The sequence below is a fragment of the Clostridium gelidum genome (genome assembly GCF_019977655.1).
In the GTDB taxonomy this organism is placed as follows: Bacteria; Bacillota; Clostridia; order Clostridiales; family Clostridiaceae; genus Clostridium; species Clostridium gelidum.
In genome coordinates this window covers 5119873-5135680 of record NZ_AP024849.1, presented here as the reverse complement: position 1 = coordinate 5135680, position 15808 = coordinate 5119873, and the positions used below count along the sequence as shown (strand labels likewise).

At 27.5% G+C, this 15808-nt stretch carries 15 protein-coding genes; 12 read left to right on the top strand and 3 right to left on the bottom strand.

Annotation, left to right across the window (positions count from 1 at the left end):
* The first annotated feature begins 2 nt into the window (after positions 1-2).
* From psyc5s11_RS23695 to psyc5s11_RS23655, 9 genes are all read left to right on the top strand, one after another.
* Entirely contained in the window at positions 3-665 is a 663-nt protein-coding gene (locus psyc5s11_RS23695; protein WP_224034924.1) for an ABC-2 transporter permease, read from the top strand.
* Positions 666-667: 2 nt separating this feature from the next.
* Complete coding sequence (locus tag psyc5s11_RS23690; protein WP_224034923.1) at positions 668-1315, top strand: ABC-2 transporter permease; 648 nt, start codon at positions 668-670, stop codon at positions 1313-1315.
* Between the two features lie 191 nt (positions 1316-1506).
* A complete protein-coding gene (locus psyc5s11_RS23685) occupies positions 1507-2490 on the top strand; it encodes a hypothetical protein (RefSeq protein ID WP_224034922.1) in 984 nt (327 codons plus the stop codon).
* Positions 2491-2764: 274 nt separating this feature from the next.
* Positions 2765-3019, top strand: coding sequence for a hypothetical protein (locus psyc5s11_RS23680; protein WP_224034921.1), 255 nt, complete (start codon positions 2765-2767; stop codon positions 3017-3019).
* Between the two features lie 27 nt (positions 3020-3046).
* Positions 3047-3745 (top strand): hypothetical protein, encoded by a 699-nt coding sequence (locus psyc5s11_RS23675; protein WP_224034920.1) that lies wholly within the window; start codon positions 3047-3049, stop codon positions 3743-3745.
* Between the two features lie 345 nt (positions 3746-4090).
* Complete coding sequence (locus tag psyc5s11_RS23670) at positions 4091-4891, top strand: phosphocholine cytidylyltransferase family protein (RefSeq protein ID WP_224034919.1); 801 nt, start codon at positions 4091-4093, stop codon at positions 4889-4891.
* A gap of 39 nt (positions 4892-4930) precedes the next feature.
* Complete coding sequence (gene aepX, locus psyc5s11_RS23665; RefSeq protein WP_224034918.1) at positions 4931-6229, top strand: phosphoenolpyruvate mutase; 1299 nt, start codon at positions 4931-4933, stop codon at positions 6227-6229.
* A gap of 394 nt (positions 6230-6623) precedes the next feature.
* Complete coding sequence (aepY, locus tag psyc5s11_RS23660) at positions 6624-7757, top strand: phosphonopyruvate decarboxylase (protein ID WP_224034917.1); 1134 nt, start codon at positions 6624-6626, stop codon at positions 7755-7757.
* A gap of 361 nt (positions 7758-8118) precedes the next feature.
* Positions 8119-9243, top strand: a complete 1125-nt coding sequence (locus tag psyc5s11_RS23655; protein WP_224034916.1) for a 2-aminoethylphosphonate aminotransferase — start codon at positions 8119-8121, stop codon at positions 9241-9243.
* A 300-nt stretch (positions 9244-9543) separates the two neighbouring features.
* Here the strand turns inward: psyc5s11_RS23655 and psyc5s11_RS23650 are convergent, their stop codons facing one another.
* The 3 genes from psyc5s11_RS23650 to psyc5s11_RS23640 form a co-directional block, all read right to left on the bottom strand.
* Entirely contained in the window at positions 9544-10344 is an 801-nt protein-coding gene (locus psyc5s11_RS23650; protein ID WP_224034915.1) for a metal ABC transporter permease, read from the bottom strand.
* Positions 10345-10367: 23 nt separating this feature from the next.
* Complete coding sequence (locus psyc5s11_RS23645; protein ID WP_224034914.1) at positions 10368-11039, bottom strand: metal ABC transporter ATP-binding protein; 672 nt, start codon at positions 11037-11039, stop codon at positions 10368-10370.
* 148 nt (positions 11040-11187) lie between these two features.
* On the bottom strand, positions 11188-11595 hold the full coding sequence (locus psyc5s11_RS23640; RefSeq protein WP_224034913.1) for a hypothetical protein: 408 nt from the start codon (positions 11593-11595) through the stop codon (positions 11188-11190).
* Between the two features lie 324 nt (positions 11596-11919).
* Between psyc5s11_RS23640 and psyc5s11_RS23635 the strand changes: the two genes are divergently transcribed.
* The 3 genes from psyc5s11_RS23635 to psyc5s11_RS23625 all read left to right on the top strand — a co-directional run bounded on the left by psyc5s11_RS23635 (position 11920) and on the right by psyc5s11_RS23625 (position 15635).
* Complete coding sequence (locus psyc5s11_RS23635; RefSeq protein WP_224034912.1) at positions 11920-12321, top strand: DUF6762 family protein; 402 nt, start codon at positions 11920-11922, stop codon at positions 12319-12321.
* Positions 12322-12465: 144 nt separating this feature from the next.
* The gene (gene pepF, locus psyc5s11_RS23630; protein ID WP_224034911.1) at positions 12466-14250 is read left to right on the top strand and encodes an oligoendopeptidase F; all 1785 of its coding nucleotides are present in this window, start codon (positions 12466-12468) and stop codon (positions 14248-14250) included.
* 383 nt (positions 14251-14633) lie between these two features.
* Positions 14634-15635, top strand: a complete 1002-nt coding sequence (locus psyc5s11_RS23625; RefSeq protein WP_224034910.1) for a rhomboid family intramembrane serine protease — start codon at positions 14634-14636, stop codon at positions 15633-15635.
* Positions 15636-15808 lie beyond the last annotated feature (173 nt).

Below are 15808 nucleotides of genomic sequence, written 5' to 3'. Positions count from 1 at the left end.
TAATGAAAGATTCTATAAATTATTTAAAACTTGACTTAAGGATAAGCAGAAAATCTCTATTAATGACAATTCCAGCATTAATTTTTATGGCATATATGTTTTTTAAACAACAAACGTATATATTTGGAATATCATATTTATTTTTAATTAAAATTATTTTTATAAACACTCCATTTATTTCACAAGCAAATGAAGGTCTAAGTCAACTGCATTATATTTTCCCAGCTAAGATTTCTAAAATGGTGCTAGGAAGATTTATGTATTTAGTAATGTGGTATTTAGTTACATTATTTATTGAAGTTATTATGATTATGTATTTATATAATATAAATGAAATTAGTAATAAAGAAATTATACTAATAGCTATATCTGAAATAATAACATCTATAATTTTATTTATTCAGTATCCAGTAAGTTATAAAATTGGATTCGAAAATAGTAAAACTTTATTAAATGTAGTAGGTATTCTACCGGGACTTATTATGATGCCATTACCATCAGCTTTAATAAAAAGTGATTTATTACGAAATAAATTAGATAGTATTTCAAATTTTGCAATAAATAATGAAATTAAATTAATTGCTTTTAGCATTTTAATAGTAGTAATACTAGGATATATTTCTTACTTGGTGTCATATAGAATTTGTAAAAGAAAAGAGGTTTAATAATGAATAATTCTATAAATTATTTGAAGTTTGATTTTAAAATTGCTAAAAAAAGTATAAAGTATTATGTTTTAATACAATTAATAATTTGTTGTAGTTTCATATTTTCTGGAAATTATGATTTTGGAATGTCATATTTGCTTTTCTTCTTAGTTGTTTTAGGAACAATTCCTTTTAGTATACAAGGGAATGAAAAAAGTACTGAAATGTATTATATGTTTCCAGCTAGAACTTCAAGTATGGTACTTGGAAGATTTTTATATTTAATATGCGCATCACTTGTAATATTTCTATTAAGCGGAATTATTATATTAGTTTTGTATAAAGTAAATAAAATTGGGAGCTTAGAAGTGCTGACTATTTGTTTAAATGCAATTATAAGTTTAACTATTTGTTTAATTCAGTATCCGATATTTTATAAATTAGGATTAGAAAAAGGAAAAATGCTTTCTACGATAATATATCTTGTATCAGGTTTAATTATATTTTTGTTGCCACGAGGAAATGAATATATAAATATGAAATTACAAGGAAATGTATATTTAAATAATAATATTTTATTAATGCTTCTTAGCTTATTAATAGCAACTTTAATAGGATATATATCTTACTTAATATCATGTAGAATTTGTAAGAAAAAAGAGATATAAATGTTTGATAATCCGATAAATTATTTTGGAGGTGATTACTTATGAAAACTTAAGTATAAATTAAGATTAATTTAATGTTTAGAAGGTATTTTTTTAATAAAAAACATGTATAATAAAAATATGATGTAAAGTAAGATATTAACAAGCAGTGTATTTTTATCATAAATAAGTATTTACAGGGGGAAAGAAAAATGAAAATTAAAAAAACTTTAGCAATTATTATGGCAGCAGCTTTGACTGTTGGAACAATGGCTGGTTGTAGCCAAACAACACTTAATTATTCAAAGGAACTTTCAAATACAGCTAAATGGGAAACAATGACATCTAATATAGACGGTAAAGTTAATGTTGATGTAAAAGGAGTAAAGGAAGAAGTAACATTTACCGCTACAGGATATAGGGATAAGAATTTAACATATGTAGATATGAAATTCAATAATACATCTGGTAAATTTAAGATTCCAGAAATTAAAGAATATGTAGATGGAAATACAGTATATATTAACAAGAGTTATTTTGAAGGAATATATACTATGACTGGACAACCTATCCCAGAAGGATTAGCTAAGATAAAGGAAGAATATATAGCAATTGATTCATCAGCTACAGGCATAGATGTAAATCAACTAAAAGCATTAACAACTCAACCAGATGCAATGGTCCAAGTTGGTAAATTAGTATTTGGAGAAAATAACAATCTTGATTTACCTTTTGTTCAAAATGGAAGAGAATACACAATAAATCTTGATACAGATAAGACAGTGGATTTAAGCGCAAAAGCTATAAAAGCTGCAGGTAATAATATAGATAAGATTAATACTACGTTTTTAGGATCAAAGTTAACAGCTGAAAATATTGCAGAAATTAAAACTTCAGTCAATGATGCAAGATTTGACGCAACATTACCACTAGTTAAGGCAGAATTAGCTGGTTCAACTATAACTTCAAAAGAAGCATTTACAGATAACAACTATACTGCAGACTTTAATATGAATTTACAAATTAAAGATGCTGGAAAAGTATCACTTGAAATGAAATCAACATGTACTAAGAGTGAAGTAAAAGCAATGACGCTTCCAACTAGTAAAGTTAAACTTACAGTAGAAGAATATACTAAGTTATTAGCGCCAACAAGTGCAGCTATACCAGCAACTACAAATGTAGTAGCAAAATAAGATGAAATAAATTATTTTTAGGTAAATAGGAAGTGAAGATTTTTTAAAGGAATCTTCACTTCTTTAATTTACCTATAATTTAATTTTAAAATAAATAAAAATGATCAATATACATTACTTATGCAAAGTTAAGTATAAATTAAGATAAAATTAATATTTATACTAGTCTTAATTAATAAATAATGATGTATAATGGAAACATGATAAAGAGGTAATCATTAACCTTTATCCAAATTTTATAATAATAAATAAGTATTTATAGGGGGAAAGAAAAATGAAAATTAAAAAAACCTTAGCACTAATTATTACAGCAGCTTTGACTGTTGGAACAATGGCTGGATGTAGTCAAGCAACACTTAATTATTCAAAAGAACTTTCAAATACAGCAAAATGGGAAGCAACAACTTCTAATATAGAAGGCAAAGTTAATGTTGAGGCAAAAGGAGAAAAGGAAGAAGTAACATTTACTGCTACTGGATATACAACAAAAGATCAAGCATATATAGATATGAAGTTCAATAATACATAAGGTAAGATTAAAATTCCAGAACTTAAAGTGTATACAGAGGGAACTACAAGCTATATTAACAAGAGTTTTTATGAAGGTATTTCTGCTATAGGTGGACAAACTGAATCAACAGGATTAGCTAGCATAAAAGAAGAATATATAGCAATTGATTCAGCGGCTTCAGGAGTAGATGTAAATCAATTTAAATCATTAGCAACTCAACCAGATGCATTGGTTGAAGTTGGAAAATTAGTATTTGGAGAAAATAGTAATCTTGATTTACCTTTTGTCCAAAATGGAAGAGAATACACAATTAATCTTGATGCAAATCAAACTGTAGATTTAGCAGCAAATGCTATTAAAGCAGGAGTAAACAACTTAGAAAATTTAAATAAAACTTTTAAATTAGAATTAAAAGCTGAAGATATAGCACAAATTAAAACAGAAATGAATAGTACAAGTTTTGATACAGGCTTAACTGAGGCTAAGAAAGCATTAGCTGGTTCAACTATTACTTCAAAAGACATATTTACAGATATTAATTATACTTCAGACTGTAATATAAATTTACAAATTAAAGATTTTGGAAAGATTTCAATTGCAGTTAAAGCAACAAGCACTAAGAGTGAAGTTAAAGCAATAACTCTTCCAACTAGTAAAATTAAACTTACAGCAGAAGAATTTGCTAAGATATCAGCGCCAACAAGTACAACTATAGCAGCAACTTCAAATGTAGTAGCAAAATAATATAAAATTAAATAGTTTCACCTAAATGAAGACTATATCAAAATGATTAATTATTTTGATATAGTCTTTTTATGATTTAAAAATATATTTATAAAGATAAGTAATTATTTGGCATGAACATGTTGTTTTGAACAGTGAAAGGTGTTAATATAATGTTGTTCAAAAAATGAACTGGATAAAATTTTCAATTAGATATTTAAATTGGATAAAAATGGACAATGGGAATTGTGGGTAAAAAATAATAATTTATCCACTCAAAGGGATAAGTTCAACTAAATTCAGTTGGAGCATAGAACTCCACCTGAAAAGTTTCACTTTATAAACAGAAAGGGGTATTGTGAATTAATGGGGAATATAAAAACAGCTGTAATTTTAGCTGCCGGTATGGGATCGAGATTACAAGATATAACTAATGATATGTTGCCAAAAGGTCTTATGAAGATAAATGGGAAGAGTTTAGTAGAAAGATCTATTGAAAAATTAAGAAGTTTAGGCATTGAAAAAATTTATATAGTTACGGGTCATTTAAATGAATTTTATGATAAACTCGCAAAAGAAAATAATTATATAGAAACAAGAAAGAATAGAAAATACAAGGCTACAGGGAGCATGACGTCGCTGTCAATATTAGAAGATGAATTAAAAGAAGATTTTTTATTACTTGAAAGTGATCTTATATATGAAGTTTATGGATTAATTAAGACTATTAATTATGAAAAAGACGATTGCATTTTATTAAGTGGAAAGACAAACTCTGGTGATGAATGTTATGTGGAAGTTAGAGATGATAATTTATATAAGATATCTAAAAATAGACAAGATATAGAACACGTGTATGGAGAATTAGTTGGAATTTCAAAAATATCACTTGAATTATATAAAGAGATGTTAAAAGAATATAAAGATTTTAATAATAGAATAAATGATTATAAAAATGAAGAAAGCTTTTTTAAAACTGAAAATAAAAAAGCAAAGAAGTATGATTATGAAAATGCAATATTTGATGCTGCACAAAAAAGAAAAGTTGGATATTTAAAAATTGAAAATTTAGTATGGGGAGAAATTGATGATAAAAGTCATCTTGAGAGAATAAAAACAATGATACTTCCAAAGTTAGAAAAAAATACGGAAGAAAAAATAAATTAAAATAAAAAATAATTATAAATTTTAGGAGTGTGTTAATATATGAAAAAAGTTTATGTGGCTATGAGTGCGGATATAATTCACCAAGGACATTTGAAGGTAATAGATGCAGCGAGAAATCTTGGGGATGTAATAGTAGGATTACATACTGATGATGTTATAAGAGATTATTGGAGAAATCCTATAATGAAGTATGAAGAAAGAAAAGAAGTAGTTAGTAATATTAAAGGTATTGTATCTGTAGTACCTCAAGATAGTTTAGATCAAGTTCCAAATCTTATAGAGCTTAAACCAGATTATGTTGTTCATGGAGATGATTGGCTTGAGGGTTCTCAAAAAGAACTTAGAGAAAGAGTTATAGATGCAATAAAAGAATGGGGCGGAGAACTTGTAGAAACTCCATATACTCATGGAGTTTCTATTTCGAAATTAGATGAGGAATTAATGCAAATAGGCATAACACCTCAAATGAGAATGAAAGGTCTTAAGGAACTAATTTATTCAAAGAAACCAGTTAGAATACTTGAAGCTCATAATGGATTAACTGGACTTATTGTTGAAAAAACTAAAGTTGAAAAAGATGGAAAAATAAAAGAATTTGATGGTATGTGGATAAGTTCTTTATGTGATTCAACTGCCAAAGGAAAGCCAGATATAGAACTCGTAGATTTAACATCAAGATTAAATACAATTAATGATATTTTAGAGGTTACTAGAAAGCCTATAATTGTTGATGGAGATACAGGCGGACAAATTGAACATTTTGTTTATACAGTTAAGACTTTAGAAAGATTAGGAGTTTCAGCAATTATTATTGAAGATAAGACTGGACTTAAGAAAAATTCATTATTCGGTACTGATGTAATTCAAACTCAAGATACGATAGAACATTTTAGTGACAAAATAAGAGCAGGAAGAGAAGCTAGAGCAACAAGTGATTTTATGATAATTTCAAGAATTGAAAGCTTAATTGCGGGGGCAGGAATGGATGATGCAATAAATAGGGCAAAAGCTTATATCGAAGCGGGTACAGATGGAATAATGATTCATAGCAAAGAAAAAGATGGAAAAGAGATAGTTGAATTTTGCAGAAGATACAATGAATTTGAAAATAGAGTTCCATTAATAGTAGTTCCAACTTCATATAACTTCATGAAAGAAGATGAATTGGTGGACTTAGGAATTAATGTGATTATTTATGCAAATCACTTAATAAGAAGTGCATATCCAGCAATGGTAAATACTGCAAAGAGCATCTTAGAAAATGAAAGATCAAAAGAAGCTTCAGTAAATTGCATGCCTATAAAAGAAATTCTTACCCTAATTCCTGGCGGAATGTAAGTAAATACAACAATTATACGCATTAAAATATAGATACCCACAGTGAAAATCGTGATTATGCATATAATTCCGCCGAAATAAGGGGGCATTCATTTGCTCCAGTTACTTAAGATTTTGATGGATGCTTCTAAGATCATAAGTTGTGCCCAAAATGCTTGCTTCAAAGACGAGCTTTGAACAAGCATTTTGGAACAACTTATAATCTAAGAATCATAGCCATCAAAATCTTCTGATGTAACATTCCGCAAAAGCAAGCCCCCTTATTTCTACTTTTGGATGTATATGAAAGGTAGAGTAACTTGGAATGTGGGTATATATATATGGAGTTTATGGATGAATAATTTAAAATATAAGAATAATATTATAAAAATTTGCAATTAAGGAGCTGGATTAAATGGTTGAAGTTAAAGAGTTTTATAATGAATTATTAGATAATGATATAAGTTTTTTTACAGGAGTACCAGATTCTTTATTAAAATCTTTTTGTGCTTATATTAAGGATAATGTAAGTGCTCAGAAGAATATAATTTCAGCTAATGAAGGAAATGCTATAGGATTAGCTTCTGGATATTATTTGGGAACAAGAAAAATTGGACTTGTGTACATGCAAAATTCTGGACTTGGGAATGCTGTGAATCCACTTGCTTCCCTTACTGATAAATTAGTTTATGGTATACCAATGCTTTTAGTAATTGGATGGAGAGGGGAGCCAAAAAGACAAGATGAACCTCAACATAAGAAGCAAGGATTAATTACTTTAGAAACTTTAGAAATGTTAGGAATCAAGTATGAGATTTTAGATGAAGCTAGCAATAATGATGAAATGAAATTAAAAGTAAAAAAAGCATATATTTATATGAAGGAAAATAATGAACCATATGCTTTAGTGATAAAAAAGGATACCTTTAATGAATACAAACTCAAGAACAACACTAACTTTGATTTTGAAATGACTAGAGAAGAGGCTATAGAAATTGTAGTGTCTAAGATGAAAGAAAATTCGGTAGCAGTATCAACTACAGGAATGGCATCTAGAGAACTATTTGAGTTAAGAGAAAAGCATAAAGAAAATCATAGTAAAGACTTTTTAACTGTAGGCTCTATGGGACATGCTTCCCAAATTGCATTAGGAATTGCTTTGAGTAATAAAGATAAGGAGGTTTACTGCATTGATGGAGATGGAGCTTTATTAATGCATCTTGGGGGGCTAGCTATAATAGGAAATGCAGAGCCTAAGAATTTTAGACATATCTTAATAAATAATGGAGCACATGATTCAGTAGGAGGACAAGAAACTGTTGGTTTAAAAATAGATACTTTAGCTATTGCAAAAGCCTGTGGATATAAGGAATGTTATTCATGTAGCTGCAAAGCAGAATTATTAAATTTATCAAAAAAAATAACAAACGTAGAAGGTCCTGTATTGTTAGAGATTAAAGTAAAAAAAGGTGCACGAAAAGATTTAGGAAGACCTACTACAACACCTATTGAAAATAAAGAAGCATTTATGGAATTTTTAGATAAATAAAAGATCAATCATATTAAAAAAATAAACTATATAAGGCACAATCAAATAAATAACAAGTCCATTTGCCAGCCTATTTTCCATCATGCTGCGTCAGCAAATTGCCCTAATAGGTCCGCTATGAGGGCAATTCGTCTCCTTGCCTGATGAAAAATATTCATGGCAACTTTGGACTTGTTATTTATTTTTATGTGCCTAAGTTTCAATAATGATTTTACAAGTAAGAATTCTAAAATTCTAAAAAATTTCAGAATTTTAGAATTTCAGAACTTTAGAATTTTAGAATTTGCTTGTAAAATGCGGGTTACGTGAATATAGGGGAAAAATTATTTTTCTAATATGCATTATATAGGGAGGAATCCAAGTGGAGATTAAGAGAAATATATTATTAAATCCAGGGCCTGCAACAACTTCTGATACAGTAAAGTTTGCTCAAGTTATGCCTGATATTTGTCCAAGAGAAAAAGAATTTGGAGATGTTATGGAGTTTGTATCAAAAGAGCTTACTAATTTTGTAGGCTCAAATGATAAATATACAACTATATTATTTGGAGGTTCAGGAACAGCATCAGTTGAAGCTATTTTAAGCTCAATAGTAGATGATAAAACAATCTTAATAATTAATAATGGCGCTTATGGCAAAAGAATGTGTGAAATAGCAGAAATATATAATTTGAATTATGTAGAATATAAAAGTTCACCTATAGAAGAAATAAACTTAAATGAATTAGAAGAGATCATAAAAACACATAATTCAAAAAGTTTAAGTGGTGATAAAAATCTTATAAGTCATATAGCAGTAATTCATCATGAAACAACAACAGGAATATTAAATGATATAAAAGCAATAGGAAGCATTTGCAGAAAATATGAAATAGATATGATAGTTGACGCTATGAGTTCTTTTGCAGGAATTCCTATAGATATGGATGAAATGAATATAAAATACTTAGCTTCAAGTTCAAATAAGTGCATACAAGGAATGGCAGGAATAAGTTTTGTAATAGCAAGTACAGAATCTTTAGAGAAAACTAAGAATATTAAACCAAGAAATCTATACCTTAATATATATAAGCAATATTCATATTTTAAAGATAATTATCAAATGAGATTTACCCCACCAGTACAAGTCCTTTATGCTTTAAAACAAGCTATAATAGAAGCAAAAGAAGAAACAATAGAAAAGAGATATGAAAGATATAAAGAATGCTGTAAAATTCTTTGGGCTGGCTTAGATAAACTGAATTTAAAAAAATTAGTAAATGAAAAAGCATCATCTATGCTTTTAACTTCAATTATTGAACCTGAAATTGAAGGGTATAACTTTGATGCTTTACATGACTACTTATATAATAAAGGATTCACAATTTATCCTGGGAAAGTAGCTTCTAAAAATACTTTCAGAATAGCAAACATAGGTCAAATATATCCAGAGAACATAAACAAATTCATAGAAGTATTAGAAGAATACTTTACGGGTATTGTGTAATAACTCAAAATATAAAAATACTTGCAGTAATGTCAAAAATTAAGTTTATGTCTAATAAACCGAAAGGGAAAACATGCGTTTGTTCCAGTTGCTGAGAATTTTGATGGATGTTTCTAACATTATAAGTTGTACCAAAAACTGATTGCTCCAAAGGCAAGCTTGGGACAATCAATTTTTGAACAACTTATAATGAAGAAACATAACCAGCAAAATTCTCTAATGCAACATTACACAAAAGCATGTCCTCTCTTTATAGGGTTTATTGCCGTACTTCAAGTATTTCACAATCCCCGTATTTTATCAATTTTCATAGTTAAAAAATCTTGTGAAGGTTAGCGTTAATAATAGGAATATAACTGAGGTTAACGCTATTGTACCTCCTGGAGCACTATTTATGTAATAAGAGAGTACTAGCCCTATCATAACATCTAAAAATCCAAAGATGATAGAGAAAATAAGGGTTTTAGTGAATCCTTTTTTTAATTGCATAGCGGTTGCTACAGGTACAACTATTATTGAAGAAACCACAAGGATTCCCATTACTCTTATTGAAAGTGAAATTGTAGCACCAACAAGTAATGTGAAAATATAATTTACTAATTTAACATTAATACCTGCTGTTTTTGCACTAGTTTCATCAAAAGTAACATAAATTAATTTATTATAAAGAAATAAAAGAGTTATAAGACAAATTCCACCTACAATAGCAATTAACCAAATATCAGATTTTGTAACAGTTAAAATACTACCAAATAAAAATGAATCTACTTTGGCGGATGCCTTGCCACTACTTATTAAGATAATTGCTATACCTAAACTTAATGTTAAAACAATAGACATTACAAGTTCTGCATATTTTTTATAATAAGTTCTTAAAGCCTCTATAACAAGAGCGCAAACACTAGTGAATAAAAATGCAGTTAAAAGGGGGTTAGTGCCTATAACAAGACCAATTGCGACTCCGGCAAAAGAAGAATGAGATAATGTATCACCAATCATCGAATAACGTCTAAGCACAATGAAAAGCCCAATAAATGGGCAAAGTACTGAAACAATAAAACCTGCAATAAATGCATTTTGCATAAAACCTAATTCAAACATATATTATTTTACCTTCCTAATATCTATATTATTTTAGAAATTGAATCGAAAGATTCTAAATACTTTATAAAATCGTCTTTTGTGAATAACTGTAGAGTACCATTTTCTATTTTTAAAATATGTGTTGAATATTTTAATGCAATTTTAGTATTGTGTTCAACAGAAATTATAGTTTTTCCAAAATCTTTATTTAAACTTTGGAGTAATGGATAAATTTCACTTTGACTTTTTTCATCGACTCCAGTTGATGGTTCATCTAATATTATTAAATCTGGATTTCCAAGTAATGCTCTTGCAATGAAAATTCTTTGTTGTTGCCCACCTGATAAATTTCCAATTAAATTTTCACTAAACTCACACATATTAACTTTATGCAAGGCTTCTAGAGTGCTCTTTGGATTTTTTATGCCAATAGTCTTTGCATGACAAGATAGTACTTCTTTAACCGTTATTGGAAATTCTGAATTGAAATTATCTAATTTTTGTGAAACATAAGAAATTTTATTGGAAGCTAACGTAATTAGTCCAGAATCAGGCTTTAAAATACCTAATATAAGTTTAACTAATGTACTTTTACAACTTCCGTTTTCACCAAGAATAGATAAATAAATTCCCTTAGGAATATGAAGATTCACATCATTTAATAATTCAGATCCTTTTGTATATGAAAATGATAAGTTCTTTATAGTAATCAAATAATCAACTCCTTAAAACATTATTATATTATACACTTAAATGCAAATCACTTGCAATAGAGTATAAGGCATATTGAAAAAAATAATAAGTTAGAAGGTTAGTATGTTTTATGTTATGCTTCATTGATTTATTTGCCTAATATAGAAATTACGGAGTTAATAATTTTTCCAAGTGCCAGCTTTTATTGTTGTCTTTTTTAAAACTTCCTTTAACAGAAATATTTTTATGAGGCGCATTTTTAGAAAGCCCAGAAGCCTCTACAACAGAAGTTTCACCATCACAATAAACTAAAGACATTTTTTGAACCCTAAGAAGTTTATTTTCTGATGAAAAACCAGTAGTAAAATTGTATTCTACAGCAAACCCAAGGTCTTTGGAATTATTGGATATATATATATTATGTGTTATGAAAAAAGATGCTGCCAATATAAGTCCAAAAGAGATTATAATAGATAATATGGATTTTCTTTTAGCTTTTCTTATAAGTTTTCTTTCAAGCCTTCGTCTTTTATTATAAACAAAGGATTCTTTTTGAAATTGTAGACTATTTTGCATAATGAAAACCTCCTTTATTTTAAGCATATTAGAATGTTAAATATGTTTGTGGAAAGAATATAGATGTAATAAAAACTTTCCTAGAATAAGAAAGAACATAAGAAAATATTACCATATTTTTACAAGTAATAAAATTAAAAATCAATGACAATGTAATGTGAAAAATATAATAATATGAGCAAATTCTAATTTTGTAGCAGTTATAATCCACTATATTTTATTTGTATGGTTATAAAATGTCTTTTTTGATATAATTTGATGTAAGACACAATTAAAAAAGATTAAGTTAGAAATGATTATCAAAACTAATAGGATGGTGAATTTATGGATTTTTCAAGTTTAGTATTAATGGAAAAAGATAAAGAAACAGGATTTATAAAAAAAGAATTAGGAAGTTTTGAAGTAAATGAAGGAGCTTTATTTGTAAAAAAGCTTTATGTATTAGATGAAATTGTATATATGCATTTTGATACAAATAAAAATGTAGAAGAATGGGAATACTCAGCAATATATGATTTATTTAATAGCGAAGCATTTACAGAAAGCGGTTATGAGATAGAAGAAGACTTAGATGAATATAATCCTGCATATATAATAAAATTCAAGTATGAGGATGATTATGATGTAATGAAGAAAAAAATACAAGGAGTTGTAACAATAATAGACTCAGAAATGAATTTAGTATTTGAAGCTATTAAAGGAAAAGAATCTGAGTATACTGAATAATGAATAATGAATAATGAATGATTTAAGGATGAAATTCTGAAAGAATTTCTAATTAAAATATATAATTTGTAGAAATATCTAACAGAGATTTCATCCGTCATTTTTCATTATTAATCTTTAATTAATAAAGAAGGGTGTGTTAATATGAGTGATTTAAAGAAAAGAGAAGAAATTAATGAAAAGTTTAAGTGGAATGTTGAGAAAGTATATAAAAATATAGAAGAATGGGAAATGGATTTTGAAGCTGTAAAAAATGAAGCAATTAAATTAAAAGATTATTCTGGAAAACTAATAAATGGAGAAAAGATTTTAGAGTATTTAAAATTAAATGAAGAAATATCTAGAAAAGCAGAAAAATTATATATATATGCACATTTAAAATCTGATGAAGATACTTCAAATGCTACTTATCAAAGTTTAATGAGCAAAATTGATATATATATGGCTGAATTTGCAAGTTATACAGCTTTCTTTGTACCAGAAATTTTAAGTTTAGATGATAAATTTATACAAAGTGAAATGAACAAATTAGATGAACTTAAGCAATTTGAATTTTTAATTAGAGATATATTAAAAGAAAAGCCACATATATTATCAAAAGAAATGGAAGAACTACTCGCAGCAGCATCAGATTGCTTAGATGCACCTTCAGCAATACACAATATTTTAACTAATGCAGATATGACATTTGGAAAGATAGAAGATGAAGAAGGAAATAAAGTAGAATTAACAGAGGGAAACTATTCTTCATTTATAAGAAGTAAAAATAGAAATGTAAGAAAAGTGGCATTTCAAAAGTTATTTGGAGAATATGATAAGTTAAAAAATACTTTAGCTACTACCCTAACTTCATCACTCAAAACCTTTAATTTTAGTAGTAAGGTAAGAAACTATAATGGTGCATTAGAAGCCTCATTAAAACCAAATAGTATCCCACTAGAAGTTTATAAAAATGCAATTAAGGTCATAAATGATAACTTAAATTCCCTTCATAGATATGTTCAAATCAAGAAAAAGTTACTAGGATTAAATGAACTACATATATATGATTTATATGTTCCTGTAATCGAATTACCAAAAGAAAAAATTGAATTTAATACAGGTGTAGAAACAGTATTAGATGCATTAAAGCCACTCGGAGCAGAATATTTAGATATATTTAGAAGTGGAATAAAAGATGGTTGGGTAGATATATATGAAAATAAAGGTAAAAAGGGTGGAGCATATTCATGGGGTGGATATGATACTATGCCTTATGTACTGTTAAATTATAATAATGAACTAGGAGATGTATCGACTCTAGCTCATGAAATGGGGCATTCAATTCATTCATATTATTCAAGAAAAGAGCAACCATATTATTATGCGGGATATACTTTATTTTGTGCAGAAGTTGCATCAACAACAAATGAGTCTTTACTTATTCATTACTTAATTGAAAAAGAAACAGATGAAAAGAAAAAACTTTATTTAATAAATCAAGAATTAGAACAAATCAGAACAACAGTATTTAGACAACTAATGTTTGCAGAATTTGAGCTTTATACACATGAAAGTTTAGAGCAAGGTATTCCTTTAACTGCAGAAGATTATAATAAAGCATGGCACGATTTGAATGCTAAATATTTTGGTGATGGAATTATTATAGATAAAGAGATAGATGTAGAATGGTCAAGAATTCCTCATTTCTATTCTGATTTTTATGTTTATCAATATGCTACAGGATATGCAGCTGCATCTGCTTTCTCAAAATCAATTTTAGAAGGAAAAGAAAATGCAGTAGAAAAATATAAAGGTTTCTTAAAATCAGGAGGTAGTGACTATCCAATAAACATTTTAAAAAATGCTGGGGTAGATATGACAACGAATATACCTATAGAAGCTACTATAAAAAGATTTAATGAACTTTTAGATATGATAGATAAATAAATTTTATAGATACCCACAGTGGAAATCGTACTTATGGATATAACCCGCCGAAATTGGATACATGTTTGTTCCAGCGGACTAAGAAAATTTCGCTGGAAGCCACTAAATGGCAGGTTGCACCCATTTCTGCTTGCTCCTGAGGCAAGCTCAGGACAAGCAAAAATGGAACAACCCACCATTAAGTGGCTTCAACAGCTTATTTTCTAATGCCGCTTTCACGAACATGTACCCAATTTCTCTGTTTGTATATACGCCTAAGTATAGTAAATGCTGAATATAATACCAAGCATAAGTAAAATTTCAGTTGTGGGTATCTATAGGGTAATATATTGAAAATTTAAGATAAAAGATAAATAACGTTCATATAAGGATAGGTAAAAAATATGAAAAAATTTAAAGAAAACTTTTATAAAATTTTAATTAATAAAGAAAACTTTTATATTAAGCAATATTATAGCAATTTTCATGAGGAAGATGTATTTTTTGCAGTTAAAGAGCTAAAAGATGGAATATATTGTGTTTTAATAAGTGATGAAAAAAATGAAGATATAGATTATTCAGAAGCTGCTGAGTATATAAAAACACTAGAAAAGACATTTTCTTTAAATATAATAATTTTATGTAATAAAGAATACACATATTCAGATAAATCATCTAACATAAATAAACTTATTTTAAATAAGGAAAATTATAATGTTATTGCATGTGATAAATCTTGTATACCATTAAAACAGATAGTTAAATATTTTGTACAAACAGATGAAACAAATGTTGAGGGAGAAAAAGGAGAATTATTAAAATATAAAATACCAACACTTACGTTAATAGGAATGAATATAATAATATTTTTAATAACTGCATTTTTATCTGGAAATATATTTGATATAGATTCTGATGTACTATTAAAATTTGGAGCTATCTCTAAAATATTAATTAACGAAGGTCAGATTTGGAGATTATTAACTTATGCCTTTTTACATTCGGGGATAGTACATATAGCATGCAACATGTATTCTTTATACATAATAGGACCACAAATTCAACAAATTTATGGAGCTAAAAAGTATTTGTTTATATATTTTATCTCATGTATAACATCAAGTTTATTAAGTTATTTGATGGGAACATACAACATATCAGTAGGGGCGTCAGGTGGAATATTTGGTCTTATGGGAGCATTATTGGCCTTTGCTATTATAGAGAGGCATAGAATAGATAAAAAAAATATATCAAGTTTGATGCAAATAATAGTAATAAATTTATTTATAGGTTTAAGTATTAAAAATATCGATAATTTTGGTCATATTGGAGGTCTTCTTGGCGGTATTTTAGTAGGATACATTATGTATAGAATGTTAAACAAAAAACATAGGAATAATAAGTAATAATTAATAATTATAATAAGGTTTACATACAAATATGAAAGACTCTAAAGAAAAATATTAATTTTATCTTAATAAATATAGGGTTGATTTTTTATTTCTATTGAAATATTATTAAATAGGAATAGTATGAAAGAAATTATATTAAATAATAAATGGGAGTGATTCTCATTAAA

Excerpts from the sequence above, each read along its gene's own strand:
- psyc5s11_RS23695 (WP_224034924.1), top strand. The coding sequence starts at position 3 with ATGAAAGATTCTATAAATTATTTAAAACTTGACTTAAGGATAAGCAGA.
- psyc5s11_RS23690 (WP_224034923.1), top strand. The coding sequence starts at position 668 with ATGAATAATTCTATAAATTATTTGAAGTTTGATTTTAAAATTGCTAAA.
- psyc5s11_RS23685 (WP_224034922.1), top strand. The coding sequence starts at position 1,507 with ATGAAAATTAAAAAAACTTTAGCAATTATTATGGCAGCAGCTTTGACT.
- psyc5s11_RS23680 (WP_224034921.1), top strand. The coding sequence starts at position 2,765 with ATGAAAATTAAAAAAACCTTAGCACTAATTATTACAGCAGCTTTGACT.
- psyc5s11_RS23670 (WP_224034919.1), top strand. The coding sequence starts at position 4,091 with ATGGGGAATATAAAAACAGCTGTAATTTTAGCTGCCGGTATGGGATCG.
- aepX (WP_224034918.1), top strand. The coding sequence starts at position 4,931 with ATGAAAAAAGTTTATGTGGCTATGAGTGCGGATATAATTCACCAAGGA.
- aepY (WP_224034917.1), top strand. The coding sequence starts at position 6,624 with ATGGTTGAAGTTAAAGAGTTTTATAATGAATTATTAGATAATGATATA.
- psyc5s11_RS23650 (WP_224034915.1), bottom strand. The coding sequence starts at position 10,344 with ATGTTTGAATTAGGTTTTATGCAAAATGCATTTATTGCAGGTTTTATT.
- psyc5s11_RS23640 (WP_224034913.1), bottom strand. The coding sequence starts at position 11,595 with ATGCAAAATAGTCTACAATTTCAAAAAGAATCCTTTGTTTATAATAAA.
- psyc5s11_RS23635 (WP_224034912.1), top strand. The coding sequence starts at position 11,920 with ATGGATTTTTCAAGTTTAGTATTAATGGAAAAAGATAAAGAAACAGGA.
- pepF (WP_224034911.1), top strand. The coding sequence starts at position 12,466 with ATGAGTGATTTAAAGAAAAGAGAAGAAATTAATGAAAAGTTTAAGTGG.
- psyc5s11_RS23625 (WP_224034910.1), top strand. The coding sequence starts at position 14,634 with ATGAAAAAATTTAAAGAAAACTTTTATAAAATTTTAATTAATAAAGAA.